Here is a 23,558-nt window from a genome sequence, read left to right on the forward strand (position 1 = left end):
CATGGAGAATGGTGGGACCCCCTCCGCCCCGCGCCCCTCCCGCCCGACGCAACCCGTGGGTAACCTGACGCGCACGCGGAAGCGAGCCCAGCGGCATACGGCCCGGGTTCGAGGAGAGGTGGACGGATGGAGACCGACGTCGTCGTCGTGGGAGCCGGGCTCGCGGGCCTCGCCGCGGCCGCCGAGCTGGTGGATGCGGGCAAGCGCGTCGTGCTCGTCGACCAGGAGGGCGAGCAGAGCCTCGGCGGCCAGGCGTTCTGGTCGTTCGGCGGGCTCTTCCTCGTCGACTCGCCGGAGCAGCGTCGGATGGGGATCAAGGACAGCCTCGAGCTCGCCACGCAGGACTGGATGGGCAGCGCGCAGTTCGACCGCGATGAGGACCTGTGGCCGCGCCGCTGGGCGGAGGCCTACCTCGACTTCGCCGCGGGTGAGAAGCGGTCGTGGCTGCGCCAGCAGGGGCATCGCCTCTTCCCCGTGGTGGGCTGGGCGGAGCGCGGCGACGGGCGCGCGGACGGGCACGGCAACTCGGTGCCGCGCTTCCACATCACGTGGGGCACCGGTCCGAGCCTCGTCGAGCCCTTCGAGCGGCGGGTCCGCGACGGGGTGGCCAAGGGACTGATGACCTTCGCCTTCCGCCACCGAGTGGACGAGCTCGTCGTCACAGCGGGCACGGTGACGGGCGTGCGCGGCCGCGTGCTCGCTCCCGACGACGCGCCGCGCGGCCGGGCGACGAACCGCGACGAGACCGGTGACTTCGAGATCACCGCGCAGGCCGTCATCGTCACGAGCGGGGGGATCGGCGGCAACCACGACCTCGTCCGGCGCGCCTGGCCCGAGCGGCTCGGCCCGCCCCCTGCTCGAATGGTGGCCGGCGTCCCGGCGCATGTGGACGGGCGGATGCTCGGGATCACCGAGGCCGCCGGCGGACAGGTCATCAACCCGGACCGGATGTGGCACTACACCGAGGGTCTGCGCAACTGGGACCCGATCTGGGAGAACCATGGCATCCGGATCCTCCCCGGCCCGTCGTCACTGTGGCTCGACGCGCGCGGACGACGGCTGCCGGCACCGCTGTTCCCCGGCTTCGACACGCTCGGGACGCTGAAGCACCTCAGGTCGACCGGCTACGACCACTCGTGGTTCGTGCTGACCCAGAAGATCATCGAGAAGGAGTTCGCGCTCTCCGGCTCGGAGCAGAACCCGGACCTGACCGGCAAGGACGTCAAGCAGGTGCTCGGCCGGGTCAAGAAGGGCGCCCCGGGGCCCATCGAGGCGTTCAAGCGGCACGGCGAGGACTTCGTCGTGGCAGGGACGCTCGAGGAGCTGGTGCCGCGGATGAACGCCCTCGTCGGCGACGACCTCATTGACCTCGGCTCCCTGCGGCGCACGATCGTGGCCCGCGACAACGAGCTGGGCAATTCCTTCAGCAAGGACGCGCAGGTCACGGCCATCCGCGGGGCACGCAACTACCGCGGCGACAAGCTGATCCGCGTCGCCCCACCGCATCGCCTCCTCGACCCCAAGGCCGGACCGCTCATCGCGGTGCGCCTCAACATCCTGACCCGCAAGACCCTCGGCGGTCTCGAGACGGACCTGTCGGCGCGGGTGCTGCGGGCGAGCGGCGAGCCGTTGCCGGGTGTCTTCGCGGCGGGCGAGGTGGCTGGCTTCGGGGGCGGCGGGATGCACGGCTACAACTCCCTGGAGGGGACCTTCCTCGGCGGCTGCCTCTTCAGTGGGCGGACCGCGGGTCGCGCCGCGGCGGCCGCCCTCTAGGACTCCGCACTCGTGGCAGAAGTGGCCGCCGGCTCTTCCAGTGCGCGGTTCAGACTGCACCTCTGCTTGAAACCGGCACAACAGCAACAAGTGCGCACTCCTCGGGAGCCAGCCCAGCGGCATACGGTCTAGCCATGGCTGAGCTTCGTCTGGACCGTCGCCACGAGCACCTCCGCGCCGGCGGCACGAGCGTCGTCGTCGAAGTGGGACCCGACACCGTCCCGCGGGTGCTGCACTGGGGCGCGGATCTCGGCGACCTCGATGACGCGGCCCTGGCGGCACTCGGGGACGCGGTGCGACCGACGACGGGCGACTCGGTGGTCACCCACCAGACCTCGGTCCCACTCGTCCCCCAGCACGGCACCGGGTGGCTCGGCCGTCCCGGGATCACCGGCAACCGGGTCGTCGACGGACGGCCCGGCCCCGGCTGGTCTCCCCTGTTCACCTCGGTGCAGCATGCGCGCGCCGACTCGGAGACGGTCTGCCGCCTGGTCAGCGAGGGCACCGACCCGGTCAACGAGCTCGTGCTCACCACCGAGCTCGAGGTGCACCCGAGCGGCCTCGTCCGGGCGCGGGCCGCGTTGCGCAACGACGGCGCCACCCCCTATGCCCTGGGCCTGCTCGAGTGTGCCCTGCCCGTGCCGGCCGTCGCGGACGAGCTGCTCCACCTCACCGGTCACCACACCCGCGAGCGGATCCCGCAGCGCCAGCCCTTCACGGTCGGCCAGCTCGTCCGGGAGGCGCGGAGCGGCCGGCCCGGGCACGATGCCACGACCGTCATCGCGGCTGGGGTGCCGGGATTCGGCTGGCGGTCCGGGCGGGTCTGGTCCGTTCACGTTGCCTGGAACGGCAACCAGGTCAGCGTCGCCGAGCGGACCGACGGCGGCTGGCGGCTGCTGCGTGGCAGCGAGCTGCTCCTGCCCGGAGAGGTCGTCCTCGCGCCCGGCGAGACCTACACCGCTCCGTGGCTCGTCGCCTCGTGGGGGGACGGGCTCGACGAGCTGGCCGGCCGCCACCATGACTTCCTCCGGGCGCGGCCCCAGCACCCGACGCGCCCCCGGCCGGTCCTGCTCAACACGTGGGAGGCCGTCTACTTCGACCACGACCTCGACCGGCTGACCGCCCTCGCGGAGGCCGGGGCGGAGGTCGGCGTCGACCGGTTCGTCCTCGACGACGGCTGGTTCCGGGGGCGGCGCAACGACCGGGCCGGGCTCGGGGACTGGTTCGTCGACGAGGCGGTCTGGCCGGACGGGTTGCGTCCCCTCGTCGACCGGGTCCATGCCCTCGGCATGGAGTTCGGGCTGTGGTTCGAGCCGGAGATGGTCAACCTCGACTCCGACCTGGCGCGTGCCCACCCCGACTGGTTGCTCGGCGTCGGTCGTGGCGCGGGGCCGGAGTCCCGCTACCAGCACGTGCTCGACCTGTCGAAGGACGAGGTCGTCACCTATGTCACCGAGCGGATGTCCCAGCTCATCGGCGAGCTCGACATCGCCTACATCAAGTGGGACCACAACCGCGCCCTCGTGGACGCCGGCTCCCAGCCCACGGGGATCGCCGTCGGCCACGCGAACGCGCACGCCGTCCAGGCCGTCATGGCCGAGCTCAAGCAACGCCACCCCGGCCTCGAGATCGAGTCCTGCTGCGGTGGCGGCGGTCGCATCGACCTCGGCATCATCGAGTTCGCCGACCGGGTCTGGGCGTCCGACTGCATCGACGCCCACGACCGCCTCGACATCCAGCGCGGCACGAACCTCCTCCTCCCGCCGGAGCTCGTCGGCACCCACATCGGGTCACCCCGAGCGCACACGACCGGGCGGGTGCAGCCCCTGTCGCTCCGCGGCGGGGTCGCGCTGTGGGGCCACCTCGGGATCGAGTGGGACCTCACCCGCGCGAGCGCCGAGGACCGCGCCGAAGTGGCCGAGTGGGTCGCCCTCCACAAGGCGCTCCGTCCGCTGCTCCACACGGGTCGTCTCGTCCACGCCGACCTGTCGGGCGACGCCTTCCGGCTGGAGGGCGTGGTGGCCGACGACGGCTCGCGCGGCGTCTACGGGCTGGCCGCCTACGACCGCCCCCTCACGTCCTCCTACGGCCGTATGCCGCTGGGCGGGCTCCGCGACGACGTGACCTACCGCGTCACCCTCCTTCCCCCCGGCGGCCGGGCATCCGTCGGCCGCCGGCCGGTGTGGCTGGATTCGCCGGTCGCGCTCCCCGGCCGGGTGCTCCGTGAGGTCGGGCTGGAGGTCCCGATGCTCCTGCCGGACGGCTACCTCCTCATCGACGCGACGGCCACCTGACGACGTCAGGTCGGCACGATCGAACGCGCGAGGTGCGACAGCGGGAACGCTGATCGGCGCATCGGGGCTTGGTCATGTTCCCCTGTTCAAAGGCTCTCAGGATGCAACGTGCGAATGTCGTGACCGTGAGTGCCGCACCGTCGCCGCCGCGACAGCGAACACGACACTGCCAGCGGCCACTACGAACACGGTGAAGATTGTCTCCAGCACCCTGAAGGCGGTCGGCTCGACTCCCCAGTTGCCAATGAGCGAAGCGGCTGACATCACGACTGCGACAATGGCGAGTGCCGCGGATGCCAGCGCCGGCCTGGCACTGTCGAAACGGACGAAGTACGCCATGGGAATGAAGAGCACGGCGATGAGGCCTGCGCTGATCGCCACGGATTCCCATCCATAGCCGTTCCCAGGGGGGCCTTCGATGACAAGAACCACGACCCATACGGCACCGGCAATCAGCGCCAAGATCGAGGCACGGCCCCGCCAAGCTGGTTCCATCGATGTCATGGCACCACGGTCGATCGCCGATGCTCCACTGGCTAGGGCCCAAGGTCCTGACCCGCGACCGTCTGCTCCGTGCGCCGAGCGCTCCGCAGTGACCGCTCATCGGTATGAGCCCCTCCGGTGCACGCCGGCCTGAGCGGCTGGGCGGTCAGCCACATACGGCACCATGGTTGGGGTGACGGAGGATCCGCGCTCCTGGGTGCTGCACGTCGACCTCGACCAGTTCATCGCTGCCGTCGAGGTGCTGCGCCGGCCTGAGCTGGCGGGCAAGCCGGTCATCGTCGGTGGACGCGGCGACCCGACCGAGCGGGCGGTTGTGTCGACGGCGTCGTACGAGGCCAGGGAGTTCGGCGTGGGGTCTGGCATGCCGCTGCGGCTCGCGGCCCGAAAGGCGCCGGACGCCATCATCCTGCCCGTGGACGCGGACGCCTACAACGCCGCCTCGGACCAGGTGATGGCCACGCTGAGGGCCCTGGAGAGCGAGCACGGACCGGTGGTGCTGGAGGTGCTCGGCTGGGACGAGGCCTTCATCGGGGTGACCACCGCAGACCCCGAGGGCTTCGCCCGGAGTGCGATGGCCGCGGTGCTGGAGGCAACGCAGCTGCACTCGTCAGTCGGCATCGGCGACAACAAGATCCGCGCCAAGATCGCGACGGGCTTCGGCAAGCCGAGGGGCGTCTTCCGCCTGACGAAGGACAACTGGCTCGAGGTGATGGGCAACCGGCCCACGATCGACCTCTGGGGTGTCGGCTCGAAGGTCTCCAAGCGGCTGGCCGGCCTCGGGATCGAGACAGTTCGACAGCTCGCCTACGCGGACGAGGCCGCACTCATCGCAGAGTTCGGGCCGCGGATGGGCGCCTGGTATCGCGAGCTCGGGCGCGGCCTGGGGTCCGCCGTCGTCGACGACAGCCCGTGGATCGCCCGGGGCCACAGCCGGGAGACGACCTACCAGCACAACCTCACGACGCCCGAGGAGATCCGGGACGCCATCCGGGTGCTCGCCGAGCAGGCCCATGCCGACACCGCGAAGGAGGGACGTCCCGTCTTCCGGGTGACGCTCAAGGTGCGTTACGCACCGTTCTTCACGCAGACCAAGGCGAGCAAGCTCAACGCCCCGACCCACGACCGGGACGAGGTCGTCGCCGCTGCGGTGGCGCTGGCCGGCAAGCTGGACCCGGGTCGCGAGGTGCGCCTCCTCGGTGTGCGGGCGGAGATGGTCATGCCCGACGGAGCAGACCCGGCGGAACGGACCCCGATCCGTGGCCGGCTCTGAACCTCAGTGGTCGCGGGGCCGCAGCCCTTCCCAGCGGGCGAGCCGGTCAGCGATCTCGCGCTCCTGCTCGGCGTTGCGGCGGGCCCGGTCCTGCTCCGCGGCTGCCGTCATCACGCCCCGGTAGACGGCGATGACCGCCACGGCGGTGACCGCGTAGGCCGCGATGGCCAGGGGCACGGCGTTGCTGCCACCGCCGAAGGCCGACCGGAACAGGTGGAGGAAGACCGCCCCCGCGCCGGCGAGGGCTGCGACGACGAACCACACGATCGTCGTCCTCGTCACGCTGGAATGCACGGCGTCACTCTCGCACAGGCGGCGCCTCGGTCGACAGTGCACCTCCCGACAACCACAGCGGCAACTGGTCGGCGAAGTGCTCGTCACCCTCGACCCCGGAGGCTCCCAGGGGCACCACCCACCGGCTCCGGCCCGGGTCCGACAGGTCCCAGACATAGCGGGCCACGGGCCCGACGTAGCACCGATCCGTGACGCCGGGGGCGCTCCCGGCGGCGAGGACGCAGCCCTTGTCCCCAGCGACGGGGGCGTCCGGGACTGACGGGGCAGCTCCCAGACCATCGAGGGCATGGAGTGGGTCGAACCAGTGCCGGTCGCCCCACGCGGTGTGACCGTCACGGTCAGCCTGACGGGCCGCCCTCTCCAGCGCCTCCGCAGCTCCGGCCGCCACGTCGACTCCGTGGGCCCCCGCCCGATGCACCATCGCGGCCCAGCCGATGCCGATCTGGCGCGGCACCGAGAGCCACGTCGCGAAGAGCACCGAGTGCCCCGTTGGCTCGTGGAGCGCAGCGAGCGCCGGGTGCTCGGCCAGCCACTCGACGAAGGCGTGTCGCCACCGGGCGAAGAGGGTCGCCCCGCGACTGTCGACGTCGCTGTGCCCGTCCCAGGCGAGCAGCTCCGCACGCACCTGCGCCGCCGCACCAGTGGCCGGGGCCGGGGCCGCGCTCACCAGCTCGCGCATCAGCGCGGCCTGCCCGTTGAGCGTGTCGACGTGGACGGCGAGGAAGTCGTCGGCGGTGAGCCCGCCCCGATCGCCGATGAGCTCCCGGATCCGGCTCGCACGGAACGGGGACGCGTAGTCCACCCCCAGGCCGCCGCCGCTCCGCCGGTCGTTGGCGCTCACCAGCACGTCCCCAGCGGCCATGGCCCGTCCAGGCCGCCAGCCGACCCACTCATGGGCTGGGTCCCAGGCCGGAACGGGCGCCTCGAGGTTGGCCTGGTCCCGCTCGGGCACCCGGCCCACGAGGAGATGCCGCACCAGACCGGAGGTGTCCGCGACGAGCGCACTGTTGACCGGCTCGACCCAGCGGGCCAGGGCCGCCTCGACGTCGTCGACGGTCCGCGCCCGCAGCAGCGGCAGGAACGCGCCGAAGCCCAGGTCGGACGTCAGCTGCGAGGGAGTCCGGAGGCTCAGCAGCGGCGGCAGCCCCGACCCACCCGACAGCGCCGCGTCGAGACCCTCCTCGAGCCCGGTGACCACCGGGCCCCGCTCCGTGACCACCACCGGCACCTCGACCGGGTCCGCTCCCCGCAGCTGCACCGACGACACCTCTGCCGAGGCGGCCGACCAGCCCTCAACCCCGCGCGCCTCCAGCGACCCGTCCCCGGCCCACCGCAGCTGCTCGCGGGTCAGGTCCTGGTAGTCGGCCATCGCGTTGGTGATCCCCCACGCCACCTGGCCGGCGTGCGCGACGTGCTGCACCCCCGGCACCCCGGGGAACGCGAACCCGACCACGTCGAACTCATCGCACGCGAGGCCCACCTGCTGGTAGCACCCCGGCACCTCGAGGTTCCGGTGCGGATCCCCCGCCAGCAGCGGCCGCCCGCTCGCGGTGCGGGTCCCCGACACCACCCACGCGTTGCTCCCCGACTGCGTCACGCCCTCGGGGTGGAACAGCGGCAGCCAGTCCCGCCCGAGCCGCTCCGCGACGTGGCCCTTGAAGAGCTTCGCCGGGAAGGTGCCGAAGAGCAGATGCACCGCCCAGAAGATCCCGAGCGGCGTCCACGGCTCCCACGGCCGAGGAGCGGCTGCGTCGTCACCCAGCCCGAGCAGTCGGCTCTCGGGGGCGCGGGCCAGGCCCAGCGGCATACGGTCATTGACGCCGTCGACGTAGGCGGACACCCACGCGCGCGTCTCGTCGTCGAGTGCGTCGTAGCAGGCGCGCACCGTCGACTCGAGCCGCACCTGGCGGGCGAAGCGGTCCCAGGGCAGGCCGCTCTCGCCGATGTACTCCGCAGTCCGGCCCTCCATCCGCCATCGGAACCACTCGAGCTGCCAGCCTCGGTCCTCCGCGGTCACCTGGCCCTGCAGTCGCGCCAGGTCGAGGACGGAGCGAGCGCGCAGGTGCGGGATGCCGTGGGAGTCGCGGACGACCTGACCAGTCATGCCGCCAGCATCACGGGCTCGGCGCAGCACGTCCACGTGATTGCGGGGCTAGGTTGGGCTCCATGGTGCGCGGAGAACGCAACGTCCTGGGCGGAGACCTGGTCGAGTGCAGCGCCGATCCGGTCACCGGCTTCTACCGCGACGGCCACTGCACGGCCGGTCCGGAGGACCGCGGCAGCCACACGATCTGCGCCGTCGTCACCGCGGACTTCCTCGAGCACCAGCGCAGTGTCGGCAACGACCTCGTCACCCCGCGCCCGGAGTGGCGCTTCCCCGGCCTGATGCCCGGCGACCGCTGGTGCGTGGTGGCCGGCCGCTGGCTCGAGTCGCAGCGAGCCGGGTTCCCCGCGCCCGTCGTCCTCGCAGCCACCCATGAGCGGGCCCTCGACGTCGTCCCGCTCCAGCTGCTCCAGTCCTACGCCGCCGATGTCCCTGACGACCCGAGCTCCCTGCTGTGAGGGGACACCCCCGAGCAAGGGCACGGTTTGAGACCAATCTGACCATTTCCTCCCGCAGCGCCAGCGGAGGTCCGACAATCGGGTCGGCGCCCTGTAGAGCCATCCGAAGCAGCCCATGGAGGAGCCCGTGCGAGTCGTCCGAGTCGGCGCGCCGCGCATGGGCCCCGCGCTGCTCGCCGCGGTCGTGCTCACCGTCCTGACCTCCTGCTCCAGCCCCAACGAGCAGATCGAGCTGAGCCAGGCCCCACCCGGGGCGAAGGCGACTCCGACGGTGACCATCACGATTCCGGAGTGGCGGACCGTGACGCAGACCCTCACGGCGACGACGACGCTGGTGAGCGCCACCACCGTCCCGGTGACACCCACCGTCACCATCACCCTCCCGCCGCGGCCCGCCGCGACGTCGACTGCGGCGTTCGACCAGGCCACGGCGCTCGCCGGCTATGCCGCGATCATCCGCGACATCGGTGCACTCGACACGTCGGGCGGCGCCGGGCCGGGCGCAGCCGTCCAGTTCGAGTCGCTGGCCCGGCACCTCAGCGCGCTGGAGACTACGGCTGCGCCGCCCGGGCTCGACCCGCCGAGCTGGTTCGGCCGGGTCATCTCGCTGCGCCTCTTCGCCGAGGCGGCATCGGCCGAGGCGCTCGCCGGCTCACCGCAGGCGCCGGCGCGCTTCGTCGTGATCAGATCGGAGACGGGCGTCCTGCTCGCCATGGTCAACGGAGCCCTGCGGACCAACCTCGCCCTGCCCCCGCCGCCCCCCACGCGCTGAGCCCTCGGGCCGGTGAACCGTGCGGTCGCCGGCGTCGTCTCCAGTCCCATCACCGCAACCACGGAGGGACTCACCATGCAGCACACCCGACTTCTCGGTGCGGCAGCGGCACTGGCCGCCACCGCCGCGCTCCTCGCGCCCGTCCCCGCCCTGGCGGACGGCCGACCCTTCTCGACCGACCTCGCCGGCATCAACGAACCGGGTGGCGGTGACCCGGACGGCTCGGGAACGGCCCACGTCTGGGTGAACGTCGGCCTGAGCGAGGTCTGCTACCACCTGGTCGTGTCGGCTCTCGACCCCGTGGTCGGCGCGCACATCCACAGCGCACCGGCCGGAGTCAACGGCCCTGTCGTCGTGCCGCTCGGCGCCCCGGTGTCAGGCACCTCGAGCGGGTGCGTCGCCGTCGAGAAGTCCCTCGCCAAGGCGATCCTCAAGTCGCCTCAGGCCTTTTACGTCAACGTCCACACGACCGTCTACCCGGGGGGCGCCATCCGCGGACAGCTCGGCTGACGCACACCCACGAGGCCGTATGCCGCTGGGCTCGCTCCCGCTCACTGGCGCGGGAACGCTCGAGCCAGTCACACCGCTGCCGGTGGACCCGGCCGGCCCGACGGTGGGCACCCGCTGAGCCCAGCGGCATACGGCTCAGGAGTTTCGCGCGAAACCGTTGCGTCCCACCCTTCGGAGGAGCAGGCTCACCTCCACCGACTCAATGGGGAGGACCACATGCACCACGGAAGGTTCCGCGCAGCCGTCGCCGCCACGATCGGTGCGGTGCTCGCCGTGCCCCTGCTCACCGCGCCGTCGCAGGCGGCCGACGGCCCCTCGGAGCGAGCCGGTGCCCGACCGGGCAAGCCGCTCACGGTGATGACCCGCAACCTCTACCTCGGGGCCGACATCAACCGGCCGGTCCGCGCGGCGCAGACGGCCGCGGCGCAGCCCGGCGCGACGCAGCAGACGATCATCACGGCGCTCGCCGTCGCCACGGACGCCACCCGCGCCATCGTCGACCAGACGAACTTCCCCGTGCGCTCCAAGCTGCTCGCCGCCGAGATCGCCGCAGCCGAGCCGGACCTCGTCGGCCTCCAGGAGGTGGCGCTGTGGCGGTCGGGGCCGTTCAACCCCACCGCAATCGCGAGCCCCAGCGCCACCACCGTCGACTACGACTTCCTCCAGATCCTGCTCGACGAGCTCGATGCCCTCGGCGCCGACTACGACGCGGTCAAGGTGGGCGCGCGCGCCGACGTCGAGGCACCCGCCTTCACGCCGACCGGCCAGAACATGCGCAATGTCCGGCTCACGATGCGCGACGTGATCCTCAAGAAGGCGGACAACTCCTTCCGCGTGACCGCCGAGCACGACCAGATCTTCGCCGCCAACCTGCCGGTGTCGGTCGCCGGGGTGCAGCTCAACTTCTCGCGCGGCTACCAGTGGGTCGACGTGCTGGCGGGCAAACAGCAGCTGCGCTTCGTCAACAGCCACTTCGAGGCGTTCAGCTCCTACCTGGCGAAGCTCCAGGCCCAGCAGACCGTGGCGGAGGCGACCGCGACGGACCGGAGCACCGTCTTCGTCTGCGACTGCAACTCCGACCCGCTCGACAGCTCGGTCAAGCCGAACGACGGCGGCGTGCAGCACAACGACCCCTACGAGTTCATCACCGGGCCGGGCGGCTACACCGACCAGTGGCTGCAGTGGGCCTCGGCCGAGGAGGGCTGGACCTCCGGCCTGTCCGAGCTCGTCAACGACGCGACCGCGGCGGAGTTCGACCACCGGATCGACATGATCTTCTCCCACACGCTCGACGGGGACCCGCTCCTGGTGGACGACGGCTTCATCACCGGCGACGAGGTCACCGACCGCGACGCGACGACCGGTCTGTGGCCGTCCGACCACGCCGGTGTCGTGCTCCGTCTGCGGGGGTGGTGACGCCGCACGGCAGGATGGGGCCATGTCCTCGCGGAGTGGTCACCAATCAGTCGTCCAGCGGGCGGTCGCCGAGTACCGCGAGCGCTACCCGCGGCTGGTCGAGGCGACCCGGCTCTACGTGGAGATGGTCCGGGGACTGCTCGACGACGCCGGGATCAACTACCTCAGCGTGACGGGGCGGACGAAGTCCGTCGACTCCTTCCGCGGCAAGGCCGAGCGGATGGTCGACGGGGTCCCGTCGCACCCCAACCCCGCTGAGGACATCACCGATGTGATCGGTGTGCGCGTCATCACCTACGTCCAGGCCGACGTGACGGCGGTGGCCGACCTCCTCGCCCAGGAGCTCGCCGTCCTCGACGACCGGGACCTCGGGCTCGAGACGGCCCGGGCCGGGCGCTGGGGCTACGCAAGCCGGCACCTGCTCGTCGCCGTCGACGCGAGCCGCACGGTGCCGGCGGCCTACGAGCCGCTCCGACGACTGAGCGCGTCGGTGCAGATCCGGACCGTGCTCCAGCACGCGTGGGCCGAGTTCGAGCACGACATCCGCTACAAGGGCACCGTCCCCGAGGAGCACGCGTCCGACCTCGACCGGCGGTTCACCCTGGCGGCCGGGCTCCTCGAGCTGGCCGACCGGGAGTTCGCGGCGATCCGCGACCGCCTCCAGGTCGCCATCCCCGCGGAGCCGCAGGGGGACCAGTCGCCCGCCGAGCCGCAGATCGGCTCGCAGGACCTCGCCAAGTTCCTCGCCGGACGCTACGCCGACGCAGGGTGGTCGCGCACCGACCACTACGCCTGGGTCTCCGGGCTGCTGCGCGAGCTCGACATCACCGATGTCGAAACGCTGGAGAAGGTGCTCGCCCCCGTCGACAGCGCGCGGATCACCGCGCGGATGGGCTACAAGTACCCGCCCGGCGCCGTGCGTCACCTCGACGACGCGCTCCTCGCGGCGTTCGGGATGCGCTACGTCGAGCTCGAGGGCAATGCGCACCGCCGCGCCGCCCTGGAGGCTCGACTGGCCAAGCTGGGCGACTGACCCTGGCCGGTCCGCCCAATGGATTCGGACTGGACGTCCGGCCGATGCGGAGCACACTGATGGGGTGCCCACGTCGAGCCAGTGGATCGCGTTTCTCATCGCGTCGATCCTCTTCATCCAGGTGCCGGGACCGAGCCTGCTCTTCACCATCGGCCGCGCCCTGACCGTCGGCCGGCGGGAGGCGTTGCTCTCCGTCGTCGGCAACGGTCTCGGCATCACCACGCAGGTGCTCCTCGTGGCCGTCGGCCTGGGCGCCCTCGTCGCCGCCAGCGCCACCGCGTACACCGTGGTCAAGGTGGTCGGGGCGGCCTACGTCATCTGGCTCGGCATCCAGGCCATCCGGGACCGGGCCGCCGCCCGCGAGGCGCTCGAGACCCAGGTGGCGGCGAAGCGCGGGCATGCGCTGCGGATCGGCTTCGTCGTCGGCGTGACCAACCCCAAGACGATCCTCTTCTTCGTCGCCTTCCTCCCCCAGTTCACCAACCCGGCCGCCGGCCACGTGGGTGCACAGATGGCCGTGCTCGGCGTCGTCTTCGGCGTGATGGCCATCTGCTCGGACAGCGTCTGGGCGGTGGCTGCGGGCAAGGCGCGCGAGTGGTTCGCCCGCAAACCGCAGCGGCTCGACCGGCTCGGCGCCACGGGCGGGTCGATGATGGTGGGCCTCGGGCTCACCATGCTGGCCCGCGACTGACCCTCACTCCTCCGGGGCGGCGGCATCCGTCGGCAGGGGCCCGAAGCGGAAGCCGTGCGTTGCCGACTCACGCGAGCCCTGGGCAAGGGGCTCCTCGGAGAACCCGTCCGCGAGGGCGGCGGCCACGTCGAGGAAGGCCCGCCGGGTGCCCCGCTGGAGACCGGACAGGGTGGTGCGGCCGCCCGCCTCGAGCGCCTTGTCCCACGGCACCGTCGTGACCTGACGGCAGCGCGTCTCGAAGTGCTTGCGGGTGAACTGGACGATGGGGTCGCTCTCCCGCTCGATGCCGTTGACGACGACGACGGCTGATGCGACGAGCTCCTCGTGGCCGTGCTCCTCGAGCCAGTCGAGGGTCTGGGCGCCCGCCTTGGCTCCGTCGAGGGCGGGCCGCACGACGAGGACGAGCTGGTCAGCCTCATTGATCAGGCCCTGGTTCGCGCTGTCGAGGATGCCCGTGCCGGTGTCGAGCATGATCAGGTTGTAGAAGTGGTCGAGCAACGACACGACCTGGCAGTAGGCATCCCGGTCGAGGGCCTGGGCGATGCGGGCGTCGTCGTCCGAGGCGAGCACCTCGAGGCGGGACTCGGTGCACTGGGACGTGTAGCCGCGCATGTGGGCGAAGGACCGGATCCGGCCGGAGTCGGCGAGCAGGTCGGTGATGGTGCGCTGGCAGTCTCCCGCGATCCGGTGCGCCAGGTTGCCCGCGTCGGGGTTGGCGTCAACCGCGACGACCCGGTCGCCCCGCACCGACGCGAAGGTCGAGCCGACGCCGACCGTGACGGTCGTCTTGCCGACACCGCCCTTGCGGCTCATCACGACGATGCGGCGGGTGCCCTCGAACGGCGTGCGCACTCGGTTGTTCAGCTGGTTGCGGCGCATCTCGGACAGGCTCGGAGGCAGCCGGAGCCGACCACCAGAGAGGTCGGTCAGCAGGTGCCGCCACCCCGTTCGGGCCGCCTGTCCCCGCCGGCCCAGGACCGCTGCCTCGCTGAAGTCCGAGGCCGTGGCCCGGTGCAGCGGCACGACCTCTGCCACCGGAGTGGGCTCCGTGGACTCATTGGGCTCGGGGTGATCGTCGTGGAGGGCGTGGGGTTCCATCGGTGACCCTTCATCCATGGCCGGCTGGGGGCACAGCCCGGCGCTTCATGGCCAATTCAACCGTGCTCGTGCACAACTGGGCACCCGGGTCGACAGATTTCTTGGCCGGGGCTGTCGGGCGGCGCGTCAACCCCGTTGGAATCCCCCTCCACCTTTGGTTCACTCGAATCATGCCGACGCGCGTGGCAGGCGATCGCATCAACGAGTCCATCGATGCAGCGGCCCGGGACTTCGCCTCCCTGCCGCCCGATCGGCCGGTGCGCCTGGCCAAGCGGACCTCGAACCTGTTCCGCCACGGGACAGCCCGCAACGGCGTCCGGACCGGCCTCGACCTCTCCGCGTTCCGCGGCGTCTTCGAGATCGACCGCGAGGCGCGGACAGCGCGCGTCGGAGGGTTGACGACCTACGAGGAGCTCGTCGACGGACTGCTGCCAATCGGACTCGTGCCCCTCGTCGTGCCCCAACTGCGCACGATCACGATCGGCGGGGCGGTGACCGGCCTGGGGATCGAGGCGTCGTCGTTCCGCAACGGGCTGCCCCACGAGTCGGTTCTCGAGATGCGGGTGCTGACCGGTGGTGGGGACGGTCGCGGCGAGGTGGTCACGGCGACCGCGGACAACGAGCACGCGCAGCTGTTCCGGACCTTCCCCAACTCCTACGGCTCTCTCGGCTACGTCCTCGACCTCGTCATCGAGCTCGAGCCGGCCTCGCCCTACGTCGCCCTCCGCCACATCCGGTTCGACTCCGTCGAGGCGCTGACGAGAGCCGTCGCAGGCGTCCTCGCGAGCCGCGCCTGGGACGGCCACCGGGTGGACTTCGTCGACGGTGTGGTGTTCGGCGCGCGCGAGGCCTATCTGACTCTCGGTCGCTGGTCCGACCGCGTCGAAGGGCAGCCCGGACCGAGCGACTACACCCGCGAGCACATCTACTACCGCTCCATCCAGGAGCGCCGGACCGACGTCCTCACCGCGCGCGACTACCTGTGGCGCTGGGACACCGACTGGTTCTGGTGCTCCGCGGCCTTCGGGGCCCAGCACCCGGCGATCCGCCGCCTCTGGCCCAAGGACAAGCTGCGCAGCGACGTGTACTGGCGCATCGTCGCCTTCGAGCAGCGACACGGAGTGATGGCCGCCGTCGACGCCAGGAGGGGCCGGCCTCCCCGGGAGCGCGTCATCCAGGACGTCGAGATCCCGCTCGACCGGACCGCCGACTTCCTCACCTGGTTCCTCGAGCACGTGCCGATCGACCCGATCTGGGTGTGCCCCATCCAGCTGCGCAGGAAGGGCGCGAGCGCGACCGAGCCCAGCGGCATACGGCCGACGACTGCAGACCCGACCGACCCCGGGAGCCCGCCCTGGCCCCTCTACCCGCTGCGCCCCGACGTGCCCTACGTCAACGTGGGGTTCTGGTCCTCCGTCGAGATCCAGCCCGGCGCTCGCGAGGGTGACGTCAACCGGGCCATCGAGGCGAAGGTCACCGAGCTGGGCGGGCACAAGTCCCTCTACTCCGACGCGTACTACGACGAGGGGACGTTCGCGCGCCTCTACGGCGGCGGGGCCAGCGCCGCCGCCAAACGCCGCTACGACCCGCATGGACGCTTCCCCACCCTCTACGAGAAGGCGGTTCAGGCACGATGACGATCTCCGTAGGTGAGGCATTCGAGCGCATCCTCGGCCGGGATGCAGGCATGCGGGTCGTTGCCTGGGACGGCTCCTCCGGCGGCCCCGACGACGGCCTGACGATCCGACTGCACTCGCCCCGCGCCGTCAGCTACCTGCTGACCGCACCGGGCGAGCTCGGTGCGGCCCGCGCCTACCTCCAGGGCGAGCTGAGCATCGACGGGATGGACGAGGCCAACCCCTACGAGGTCCTCAAGCACCTGGGCGTCGACGTCAGTGCCAGGCTCCCGGCCTGGCGTGACCTGCGCGACCTCGTCGGCGTGGTCCGGTCGACGGGCCTCACCGTCCCTGAGCTCCCGCCCGAGGAGACCCCCGGACAGCTTCGGCGGCTCGCCTCGGGGCTGCGACACGGGCGGCAGCGGGACGCCGAGGCGATCAGCCACCACTACGACGTCGGCAACGACTTCTACGAGCACGTCCTCGGCCCGTCGATGACCTACACGTGTGCCGTCTTCGAGACCCCCGAGACGACGCTCGAGGACGCCCAGTTCGCCAAGTACGACCTCGTCGCGCGCAAGCTCGGTCTCGAGCCCGGCATGCGCCTGCTCGACGTCGGCTGCGGGTGGGGCGGCATGGTGCGGCACGCCGTCAAGCACTACGGCGTGACCGCGCTGGGCGTCACGCTGTCCCTCGCGCAGGCCACGTGGGCCCGGGAGGCCATCCGGCGCGACGGGCTGGAGGGACGGGCCGAGGTGCGACACGCCGACTACCGGGACGTGACGGAGCGCGGTTTTGACGCCGTCAGCTCGATCGGGCTGACCGAGCACATCGGGGTGAAGAACTATCCCGCCTACTTCCGCTTCCTGCGCGACCACCTGAGGGACGAGGGTCGACTGCTCAACCACTGCATCACCCGCCCCGACAACAAGCACCCCGGGCTGCCGACGCGTGGCTTCATCAACCGCTACGTCTTCCCCGACGGCGAGCTGACCGGCTCGGGCCACATCGTCGAGGTCATGGAGGACGCAGGCCTCGAGGTGAAGCACCACGAGAACCTGCGCGAGCACTACGCCCTGACGCTCGCCGCCTGGAGCGCCAACCTGGCGAAGCACTGGGACGACTGCGTCGCCCTGGCCGGCCTGCGACGGGCGCGGGTGTGGGGTCTCTACCTCGCCGGTTCACGAGTCGGCTTCGAGGACAACGGCGTGCAGCTGCACCAGGTTCTCGCGACGCGCACGAGCGCAGCGGGCGCCTCGGGCTACCCGCTGCGGCCGTCCTTCACGTGAGGGGCGTCAGCCCATCCCGCCCAGGTCGACGTTGTAGGCCTCGTAGACGAGGTCGCCGCCGGCCTGCCGGTGCCGGATGAGCCGGCCGACGAGCGTCGTCAGCTCCTCCCGCAGGGCGGTCAGGTCCGCCACGTGGCCGTCGCGCTCGAGCGCGGCGAGGTGACCGTGGATCTGGTCGCGCAAGGCCTCGTGCTCGGTCAGCAGCCGGCTCACCGCGCCGCTCAGCCGGGGGGCACTGCGCTTGGCCCGGTCGTAGATCCCGCCGGGGCTCTCGGTGATGGTGATGTGTTCGTCGAAGTCGTGGGCCAGCTCGGTCAGCGCGGCCCGAACCCGCTCGCGCCAGGCCCCGCCTTGCGCGATGGGGGACTCGAGTGCCCGGTCGACGCTCTGGACCGCGTCACGCAGCTCCGCTCGGTGGGCTCGCACGCGCTCGATGTGCTCGGTGAACTCGCCGTTCGGCGTCGAGTCAGTCGCAACCTGCGCGTCGGGGAACATCGTGGTGTCTGAACTGGCATCCATGGTGGCCTCCTCCGGGTGCCTTCCATGGTCGTCCTCGCGTGCACGTGCGTCCACCCCCCGGCGACGACTTCTCGACGCTGCGGTGTGACGTTGCCCTCAGGCGAGCGAGAGGAAGAGCTTCTCCATGTCGCTGATGTCCATCTCCTCGCCGTTGGGGTTGGTGATGCACTCCTTGAGGCCGGTCGCGATGACGGCGAAACCGGCGCGGTCGACGGCCTTCGAGACGGCGGCCAGCTGCGTGACGATGTCGCGGCAGTCCCGGCCCTCCTCGATCATCTTGACGATCCCACCGAGCTGGCCACGGGCCCGGTTGAGACGACGGATCACCGACTGCATCTCAGCGACGTCGAGCTCCATGGCTGCCTCCTGTGTTTGAAATTTTGCCTAGTTTGGCTCACATGATACCCCCGCGGGTATCAATCTGACCTGGTCGGCTCGGGACCAGTGTGACGGACGACCCCCTTGCCACGTCGACGCCCCGCGAGCCAAGGTGGCGGCATGGAATCCACCGAACTGTCGTTCGAAGGCCATGCAGGGAAGGTCGTCGGCCGCCGCTGGGCCGACGACGCGCGGGGAGAGCCGGACTACGTGGTCATCCTCGTCCACGGCTACGGAGAGCACTCGGGCCGCTATGAGCACGTCGCCGCGCGTCTCGTCGGTGACGGTGCCGCGGTCTATGCCATCGACCATGTGGGGCACGGGCAGAGCGAGGGGGAGCCCGTCCTCATCGACAGCTTCCAGGAGGTCGAGGAGGACGTCCACGTCCTCGAGTCGCTGGCGCGGACGGACCACCCGACCGTCCCCGTGGTCCTCATCGGGCACTCCATGGGCGGGCTCATCGCCGCGCGCTACGCCCAGCGGTGGGGCGATGGCCTGGGGGCCATCGTGCTGTCCGCGCCGGTCCTCGGACAGTGGCGCGCCGCGGATGCCCTCCTCGCAGCGGACGAGATCCCGGACGTGCCGATCGACCCGAGCACCCTCAGCCGGGACCCCGCGGTCGGCGAGGCCTACGTCGCCGACCCGCTCGTCTGGCACGGAACCTTCAAGCGCCGCACCCTCGAGGCGATCCAGGAGGCCCTGCGGATGATCGCCGCGGCCGGCCCGGTCGACGACCCCATCCTCTGGCTGCACGGCGAAGCGGACGAGCTCGTGCCGCTGGCCGACACCAAGGCGGGCTGGGCGTCCCTCGCCGGGCGCCACGCCTCCGCGAAGTCCTACCCGGGCGCACGTCACGAGATCTTCAACGAGACGAACCAGGACGAGGTCCTGGACGACGTCGTCGAGTTCATCCGCGCGAACGTCAGGTCCCCTAGGCGCGCCTGAGCACGACGACCGTGTCGAGAGCCTCGCGTGGTCCCTCGTCGGTCTCGACCGGCCGGACCCGGATGTCCGCATGCTCCACGACCACCGGCAGCCCGTCGACCGCGTCCACCACCTCGTCGGGGTCGTAGAGCACGTCGCGCGAGCTCGGCCCGCCCCAACCCTCCGTGAGGTTGCGACCGGCGTGACCGATGACAACGACGCGTCCACCTGGACGAGCCGCCTCGACGCCGTGGCGCAGGGCCGCCTTCAGCTCGGCAGCCGGCAGCTGGAGATAGCAGAACAGCACGAGGTCGTATGCCGCTGGGCCGCCTGGCGCGGGCACCGTGGCGTCCCCGACGAGCGGGGTCAACCGCCCCGCCTCCGCGCCGAGCACCGCCTCAGCCCGGGCCCGCATCCGCTCCACGGCCACCCCGGAGAAGTCGACCGCCGTCACCGTCCACCCCTCCTGGACGAGCCAGATCGCGTTGCGGCCCTCACCGGCAGCGATGTCGATGGCCGTGCCGGGCGTCAGGGGCCGGACGATCTCCTCGACGAACCGGTTCGGCTCGGCCGACCAGACCAGCTCCGTCGCGTCGTACCGCTCGTCCCAGTCCTTGGCGTCCATCTCTTGCCTTCCTCTGCAGGTCTCTCGGGTGTCGCTGACCCGTCCATTGTGGGCCGCGGCGCCTGCCGGTCCGGCAGTGCGTCTGATGCGTCACGATCCGGCGCGGGGCGGGCGCGGGCGTCCTAGCGTGGCCGGTGGAGAACCAAGGGGGTTGGCCCATGAAGGCGCTCATCATCCACGAGTCCCTCTTCGGCAACACCAAGGGCGTTGCCGAGGCCATCAAGCGGGGACTGACGCGCGACAAGCCGGACGCCGCGAGCCTCGTCCGCTCGGACGAGGCACCCGGCGTCATCCCGGAGGAGGTGAGCCTGCTCATTGTCGGCGGACCGACCCATGCCTTCAGCATGACCCGCGAGTCGACCCGTCAGGATGCCAGGACCAAGGGCGCGAAGGAGCACGTCCGGCTCGGGATCCGCGAGTGGGTCGAGGCCGTCGTGCCTCGCCCGGAGCTGCCGGTCCTCACCTTCGACACCCGCGTCAAGGTCCGGCTCATGCCGGGGTCGGCCGCGAAGTCGGCCGCGAAGGCTCTGCGGGCGCGCGGCTTCCGCCGCGCCGAGCAGGGCGAGACCTTCTGGGTGGCGGACACCGACGGGCCGCTCAACGAGGGCGAGCTCGAACGCGCCGAGGCGTGGGGCGAGGAGCTGGGCGCTCGCGCCGACCTGCGACCCGGCGCGCCAGCCGGGCGCTGACCGTCAGCGGGGAAGGGCCGCCAGCCACGGCTCGACGATGGCCACGAACCGCTCGGGCACCTCGAGCTGCGGGGTGTGACCGACGCCGGCGAGCCATTCCGTCTGCCAGTGCGGGTTGGCCGCCGCGAGCCTGCGCGCGGCGGCCACCGCCACGAGGCGGTCCTCCTCCCCGTGGATGAGCAGAACCGGGGCGGTGACGGCGCGGATGAGGTCGGCATAGGACCGGCCCCGGCGCAGCACCGTCAGCAGTGACCGCGCCGCCCGGAGGAACTCCGCCTCGGCCCGTGGCAGGCTGTCCCGGTAGGCGAGGAGGGCGGCACCGGCCTCGAGCACCGCGGCATCGGCGCGAGCCGCGTCGGCGAAACAGAGCCGGATCGTGCCCGCCACCCGTTGTCGGGTCGAGTAGCGCTGGCGCATCCGCGCGAGGAACTGCTCGCCGACGACCGGCGTGGCGTAGAGGCCGAACTGCACGGCGACCATCCGGTCGAGCGTGCTGAGACCGGTCGGCACCGACGGGTCGACGAGCACGAGCCCCACGACTCGCTCCGGCTGCGAATGGGCCAGCAGCAGCGACACCATCCCGCCCATCGAGTTCCCGACGAGCACGGCCGGCTCACCGACCACCTCGTCGATGAACCGTCCGAGCAGGGCTGCATTGGCGCGGACGCCGGTGTCGCGACCGGCTGCCGGAGTGAGTCCAAACCCCGGCAGGTCGAGCGCCACGACCCGCCGGCCCTCGGCGAGCGCCGGCGCGACCTGCACCCAGTTGAGGTGCGACCCGCCCAGACCGTGGACGAGGACGAGCGGCGCCCCAGCGGGAGCGGGCCCAGCGGCATCCGGCGCGGCGAAGTCGACCCAGTGCACCGGCCCGCCCAGGTCCACGACCCGGCTCGCACCGCCCCACGGCTCGGCGAGCCCGGTCGGCGCCTCGGCGTGCAGTGCGGTCATGACGGCAAATCTAGCCCGGCGTCCGCAGCTCGGCCCGCCGGCGTCTCTCGTGGGCCCGCTCGATCTCGGCCATGACCCGCCCGAGGTCGAGGTCGGGGGCGGCTGCTCAATCGGCGTGAGCAGGCTGAGCGGGTATGTCTTGATCGACAGCCTCGGCGGCGCAGTCTCCGAGCGCCTCAGGGTCGGAGCCGCTGCTCGACGAGGCCGACGAGGTTGCCCTCGGAGTCCTTGACGAAGGCCATCCACTCGTCGGTCCCGGCCGGCCCCAGCGTGTCGTCGTCGTGCCCGAAGATGACATGGGGCTCCGTCTCGACGTGGACGCCCGAGCCGCGGAGCCGCTCCACGGTCGCGTCGATGTCGTCGACCGGCAGGTAGATGAGGGCGCTCGGCGCACCCCGGTCGAGGAGCAGGCGCACGCCACCCAGGTCGAAGAAGACGAGCCCGGGCGGGTCGAACGTCGCCACGGGACCGGCGCCGAGGAGGTCCGCATAGAAGCCCGAGGCCCGAGCCAGGTCCTCGGCCCGCTGGGCGACCTGGACGAGTCCCGACCGGTTGGTGCCCTCGTGCATCGCGTCTGCCCTTCGTCGTCGCGGACCTGCGGCCAACGGTAGTCGTGATCCCGCGGGGGCGGTCGAGGAGAATGGCCGCCATGAGCGAGCATCGACCGGTCGAGACGTGGCTGACCGACATGGACGGCGTGCTAGTCCACGAGGAGCAGGCGATCCCCGGGGCGGCCGATTTCGTCCAGGCGCTGCAGGCCTCGGGCAAGCGCTTCCTCGTCCTGACGAACAACTCGATCTTCACCCCCCGCGACCTGCGCGCCCGACTGCTCGCCAGCGGCATCGACGTGCCCGAGGACGCCCTGTGGACGTCGGCGCTGGCAACGGCGCAGTTCCTCGCCGACCAGCGCGGTGGTGGCAGCGCCTACGTCGTCGGGGAGGCGGGGCTGCTGACGGCGATGCACGACATCGGCTTCGTCATGACCGAGCGCGACCCGGACTACGTCGTGCTCGGGGAGACGCGGACCTACTCCTTCGAGTCGATCACCAGGGCGATCCGGCTCATCGAGAAGGGCGCCCGGTTCATCGCGACCAACCCCGACCCGAGCGGGCCGAGCCCCTTCGGCACGCTGCCGGCGACCGGGTCGGTCGCTGCGCTCATCTCCACCGCCACGGGCCGCCAGCCCTACTACGTCGGCAAGCCGAACCCGCTCATGATGCGCAGCGCGCTCAACCGCCTCGACGCCCACTCCGAGACCACGATCATGGTCGGCGACCGGATGGACACCGACATCATCTCCGGGCTCGAGGCCGGCCTGCGCACCGTCCTCGTCCTCACCGGGTCGACGCGCCGCGAGCAGGTCGAGACGTTCCCCTACCGGCCGAGCCGGATCGTCGATTCCGTCGCCGACCTCATCCGCTTCGTCGACCACGGGAAGCCGGCCACCCACTGAGCCGCCGCCACCACCACGCGGCGGGGGGCTGCGGCGCCGCCTCCGACGTTGCAGCCGCGGCGGCAGCGGCAGCGGCAGCGGCGGCGTCACTGCGCGCCTGCGCCTCGGCGCGTAGGGCGCGCCACCCCTCGACCATCTCGTCGACGTCGAGGGTCTTGGCCAGCAGCGGGGGGAGGTTCCCGACGGCGGGCCGGAGGCGGTCGGCCAGCACCCGCCGGTTGTAGTCCTCGATGATCTCGCGGACGTTCTGCTCACTGCGGACGTCGACGAGCGAGTCGGGGTAGCCGGCCGCCTCCTTGCGCAGGGCGAGCGCTCCGGGCAGGGCCCCGCCGAGGTCGAGGTTCTCGCGGGCCGCGTAGCGCTTGATCCACCAGTCGGGGTCGCCGGAGTCGCTCAGGTCGAGGGGCTTGCCCGCGCCGGGCAGGTTGTCGAAGTCCCCGCGCTCCTGGGCCTCGCGGATCGCCTTCTCGACGGCACTCTCGTAGTGCGGCGGCTGCGACATGCTGCCACGCTAACGCGGCGGCATCGTGCTCACCCCGCAGGCTCGGGAGACGTCAGCCGGTCGACGCGGCCCGCCGAGGCGACCTCCCACGCCTCGACGAAGGCCCGGAACTGGTCGGCGTCCAGCCGTCGGATGACCTCACGGGCCTCATCGGTGTCACAGGCGGCGAGGACCGCCTCGAGCGCCTCGCCCTGGTGGAAGGCCTCGACGGCGACGAGCGGCGCGTAGGGCAGCAGGGGCAGGTCGTTGACCGTCGTCCCGTCGAGGGTGAAGTCAAAACGGTTCTCGGGCAGGCCCTTGCGGGAGGGTGGGATCTGGAAGGCCATCGACAGAGCTCCTTCGCGGTGGTGGCCATTGCCGTTGGGGGTGGCGGCCGGACCGGCCGCCACCAGTGGTGC

24 protein-coding genes and 1 pseudogene are annotated in these 23,558 nt (G+C 71.7%); 14 read left to right on the forward strand and 11 right to left on the reverse strand.

The genetic code is table 11. From position 1 onward, the window contains the following. The first annotated feature begins 126 nt into the window (after positions 1–126). Together OO014_RS05135 and OO014_RS05140 are read left to right on the forward strand one after the other, a co-directional pair. Complete coding sequence (locus OO014_RS05135; protein WP_272461206.1) at positions 127–1,773, forward strand: FAD-binding dehydrogenase; 1,647 nt, start codon at positions 127–129, stop codon at positions 1,771–1,773. 134 nt (positions 1,774–1,907) lie between these two features. Continuing rightward, complete coding sequence (locus OO014_RS05140) at positions 1,908–4,067, forward strand: alpha-galactosidase (protein ID WP_272461207.1); 2,160 nt, start codon at positions 1,908–1,910, stop codon at positions 4,065–4,067. 96 nt (positions 4,068–4,163) lie between these two features. On the opposite strand, the gene OO014_RS05145 is transcribed toward OO014_RS05140, so the two are convergent. Next, positions 4,164–4,571 (reverse strand): hypothetical protein, encoded by a 408-nt coding sequence (locus tag OO014_RS05145; RefSeq protein WP_272461208.1) that lies wholly within the window; start codon positions 4,569–4,571, stop codon positions 4,164–4,166. Between the two features lie 163 nt (positions 4,572–4,734). Here OO014_RS05145 and OO014_RS05150 point away from each other — a divergent pair, with 163 nt between their 5' ends. Then, positions 4,735–5,841 (forward strand): DNA polymerase IV, encoded by a 1,107-nt coding sequence (locus OO014_RS05150; protein ID WP_272461209.1) that lies wholly within the window; start codon positions 4,735–4,737, stop codon positions 5,839–5,841. Between the two features lie 3 nt (positions 5,842–5,844). Here OO014_RS05150 and OO014_RS05155 read toward each other — a convergent pair whose 3' ends face one another. After that, positions 5,845–6,135 (reverse strand): hypothetical protein, encoded by a 291-nt coding sequence (locus OO014_RS05155; RefSeq protein WP_272461210.1) that lies wholly within the window; start codon positions 6,133–6,135, stop codon positions 5,845–5,847. A gap of 4 nt (positions 6,136–6,139) precedes the next feature. Beyond that, positions 6,140–8,239, reverse strand: a complete 2,100-nt coding sequence (locus OO014_RS05160; RefSeq protein ID WP_272461211.1) for a penicillin acylase family protein — start codon at positions 8,237–8,239, stop codon at positions 6,140–6,142. A gap of 62 nt (positions 8,240–8,301) precedes the next feature. On the opposite strand from OO014_RS05160, the gene OO014_RS05165 reads away from it, so the two are divergent. The 6 genes from OO014_RS05165 (at position 8,302) to OO014_RS05190 (ending at position 13,119) form a co-directional block, all read left to right on the forward strand. Beyond that, a complete protein-coding gene (locus tag OO014_RS05165) occupies positions 8,302–8,697 on the forward strand; it encodes a DUF2237 family protein (RefSeq protein ID WP_272461212.1) in 396 nt (131 codons plus the stop codon). Between the two features lie 127 nt (positions 8,698–8,824). Beyond that, positions 8,825–9,469, forward strand: a complete 645-nt coding sequence (locus OO014_RS05170) for a hypothetical protein (protein WP_272461213.1) — start codon at positions 8,825–8,827, stop codon at positions 9,467–9,469. Positions 9,470–9,544: 75 nt separating this feature from the next. Then, entirely contained in the window at positions 9,545–9,979 is a 435-nt protein-coding gene (locus OO014_RS05175) for a CHRD domain-containing protein (protein WP_272461214.1), read from the forward strand. Between the two features lie 216 nt (positions 9,980–10,195). Then, on the forward strand, positions 10,196–11,395 hold the full coding sequence (locus tag OO014_RS05180) for a hypothetical protein (RefSeq protein WP_272461215.1): 1,200 nt from the start codon (positions 10,196–10,198) through the stop codon (positions 11,393–11,395). Positions 11,396–11,417: 22 nt separating this feature from the next. Further along, positions 11,418–12,428 (forward strand): GTP pyrophosphokinase, encoded by a 1,011-nt coding sequence (locus OO014_RS05185; protein WP_272461216.1) that lies wholly within the window; start codon positions 11,418–11,420, stop codon positions 12,426–12,428. A gap of 64 nt (positions 12,429–12,492) precedes the next feature. Continuing rightward, positions 12,493–13,119 (forward strand): LysE family translocator, encoded by a 627-nt coding sequence (locus OO014_RS05190; protein ID WP_272461217.1) that lies wholly within the window; start codon positions 12,493–12,495, stop codon positions 13,117–13,119. Positions 13,120–13,122: 3 nt separating this feature from the next. Here the strand turns inward: OO014_RS05190 and OO014_RS05195 are convergent, their stop codons facing one another. Next, a complete protein-coding gene (locus OO014_RS05195; RefSeq protein WP_272461218.1) occupies positions 13,123–14,217 on the reverse strand; it encodes a MinD/ParA family ATP-binding protein in 1,095 nt (364 codons plus the stop codon). A 170-nt stretch (positions 14,218–14,387) separates the two neighbouring features. Here OO014_RS05195 and OO014_RS05200 point away from each other — a divergent pair, with 170 nt between their 5' ends. Continuing rightward, the gene (locus OO014_RS05200) at positions 14,388–15,854 is read left to right on the forward strand and encodes an FAD-binding oxidoreductase (RefSeq protein WP_272461219.1); all 1,467 of its coding nucleotides are present in this window, start codon (positions 14,388–14,390) and stop codon (positions 15,852–15,854) included. Continuing rightward, positions 15,851–17,122 (forward strand): SAM-dependent methyltransferase, encoded by a 1,272-nt coding sequence (locus OO014_RS05205; RefSeq protein WP_272461220.1) that lies wholly within the window; start codon positions 15,851–15,853, stop codon positions 17,120–17,122. Before OO014_RS05200 ends, OO014_RS05205 begins: the two co-directional genes overlap by 4 nt. A gap of 6 nt (positions 17,123–17,128) precedes the next feature. Here the strand turns inward: OO014_RS05205 and OO014_RS05210 are convergent, their stop codons facing one another. Both OO014_RS05210 and OO014_RS05215 read right to left on the reverse strand, forming a co-directional pair. After that, a complete protein-coding gene (locus OO014_RS05210; RefSeq protein WP_272461221.1) occupies positions 17,129–17,641 on the reverse strand; it encodes a hypothetical protein in 513 nt (170 codons plus the stop codon). 96 nt (positions 17,642–17,737) lie between these two features. Next, positions 17,738–17,998, reverse strand: coding sequence for a metal-sensitive transcriptional regulator (locus OO014_RS05215; protein ID WP_272461222.1), 261 nt, complete (start codon positions 17,996–17,998; stop codon positions 17,738–17,740). 141 nt (positions 17,999–18,139) lie between these two features. Between OO014_RS05215 and OO014_RS05220 the strand changes: the two genes are divergently transcribed. Next, on the forward strand, positions 18,140–18,964 hold the full coding sequence (locus tag OO014_RS05220; protein WP_272461223.1) for an alpha/beta hydrolase: 825 nt from the start codon (positions 18,140–18,142) through the stop codon (positions 18,962–18,964). Here the strand turns inward: OO014_RS05220 and OO014_RS05225 are convergent. Continuing rightward, positions 18,951–19,568 (reverse strand): class I SAM-dependent methyltransferase, encoded by a 618-nt coding sequence (locus OO014_RS05225; RefSeq protein WP_272461224.1) that lies wholly within the window; start codon positions 19,566–19,568, stop codon positions 18,951–18,953. The two genes, OO014_RS05220 and OO014_RS05225, sit on opposite strands and share 14 nt — an antisense overlap. A gap of 158 nt (positions 19,569–19,726) precedes the next feature. Here OO014_RS05225 and OO014_RS05230 point away from each other — a divergent pair, with 158 nt between their 5' ends. Next, entirely contained in the window at positions 19,727–20,257 is a 531-nt protein-coding gene (locus tag OO014_RS05230; protein ID WP_272461225.1) for a flavodoxin/nitric oxide synthase, read from the forward strand. Positions 20,258–20,260: 3 nt separating this feature from the next. Here the strand turns inward: OO014_RS05230 and OO014_RS05235 are convergent, their stop codons facing one another. Continuing rightward, positions 20,261–21,205 carry an alpha/beta fold hydrolase gene (locus tag OO014_RS05235; protein WP_272461226.1) on the reverse strand — a complete coding sequence of 315 codons (945 nt, stop codon included), beginning with the start codon at positions 21,203–21,205 and terminating at the stop codon, positions 20,261–20,263. 176 nt (positions 21,206–21,381) lie between these two features. Beyond that, positions 21,382–21,774 (reverse strand): VOC family protein, encoded by a 393-nt coding sequence (locus OO014_RS05240; protein ID WP_272461227.1) that lies wholly within the window; start codon positions 21,772–21,774, stop codon positions 21,382–21,384. Positions 21,775–21,845: 71 nt separating this feature from the next. Between OO014_RS05240 and OO014_RS05245 the strand changes: the two genes are divergently transcribed. Further along, positions 21,846–22,658, forward strand: coding sequence for an HAD-IIA family hydrolase (locus OO014_RS05245; protein WP_420485477.1), 813 nt, complete (start codon positions 21,846–21,848; stop codon positions 22,656–22,658). Here OO014_RS05245 and OO014_RS05250 read toward each other — a convergent pair. Next, a complete protein-coding gene (locus OO014_RS05250; protein WP_272461229.1) occupies positions 22,618–23,160 on the reverse strand; it encodes a DUF1992 domain-containing protein in 543 nt (180 codons plus the stop codon). The two genes, OO014_RS05245 and OO014_RS05250, sit on opposite strands and share 41 nt — an antisense overlap. Positions 23,161–23,189: 29 nt before the next feature. Next, a pseudogene (locus tag OO014_RS05255) lies at positions 23,190–23,558 on the reverse strand (transporter); the annotation flags it as partial.

It is taken from the genome of Intrasporangium calvum, from assembly GCF_028446585.1.
Taxonomy (GTDB): Bacteria; Actinomycetota; Actinomycetes; order Actinomycetales; family Dermatophilaceae; genus Intrasporangium; species Intrasporangium calvum_A.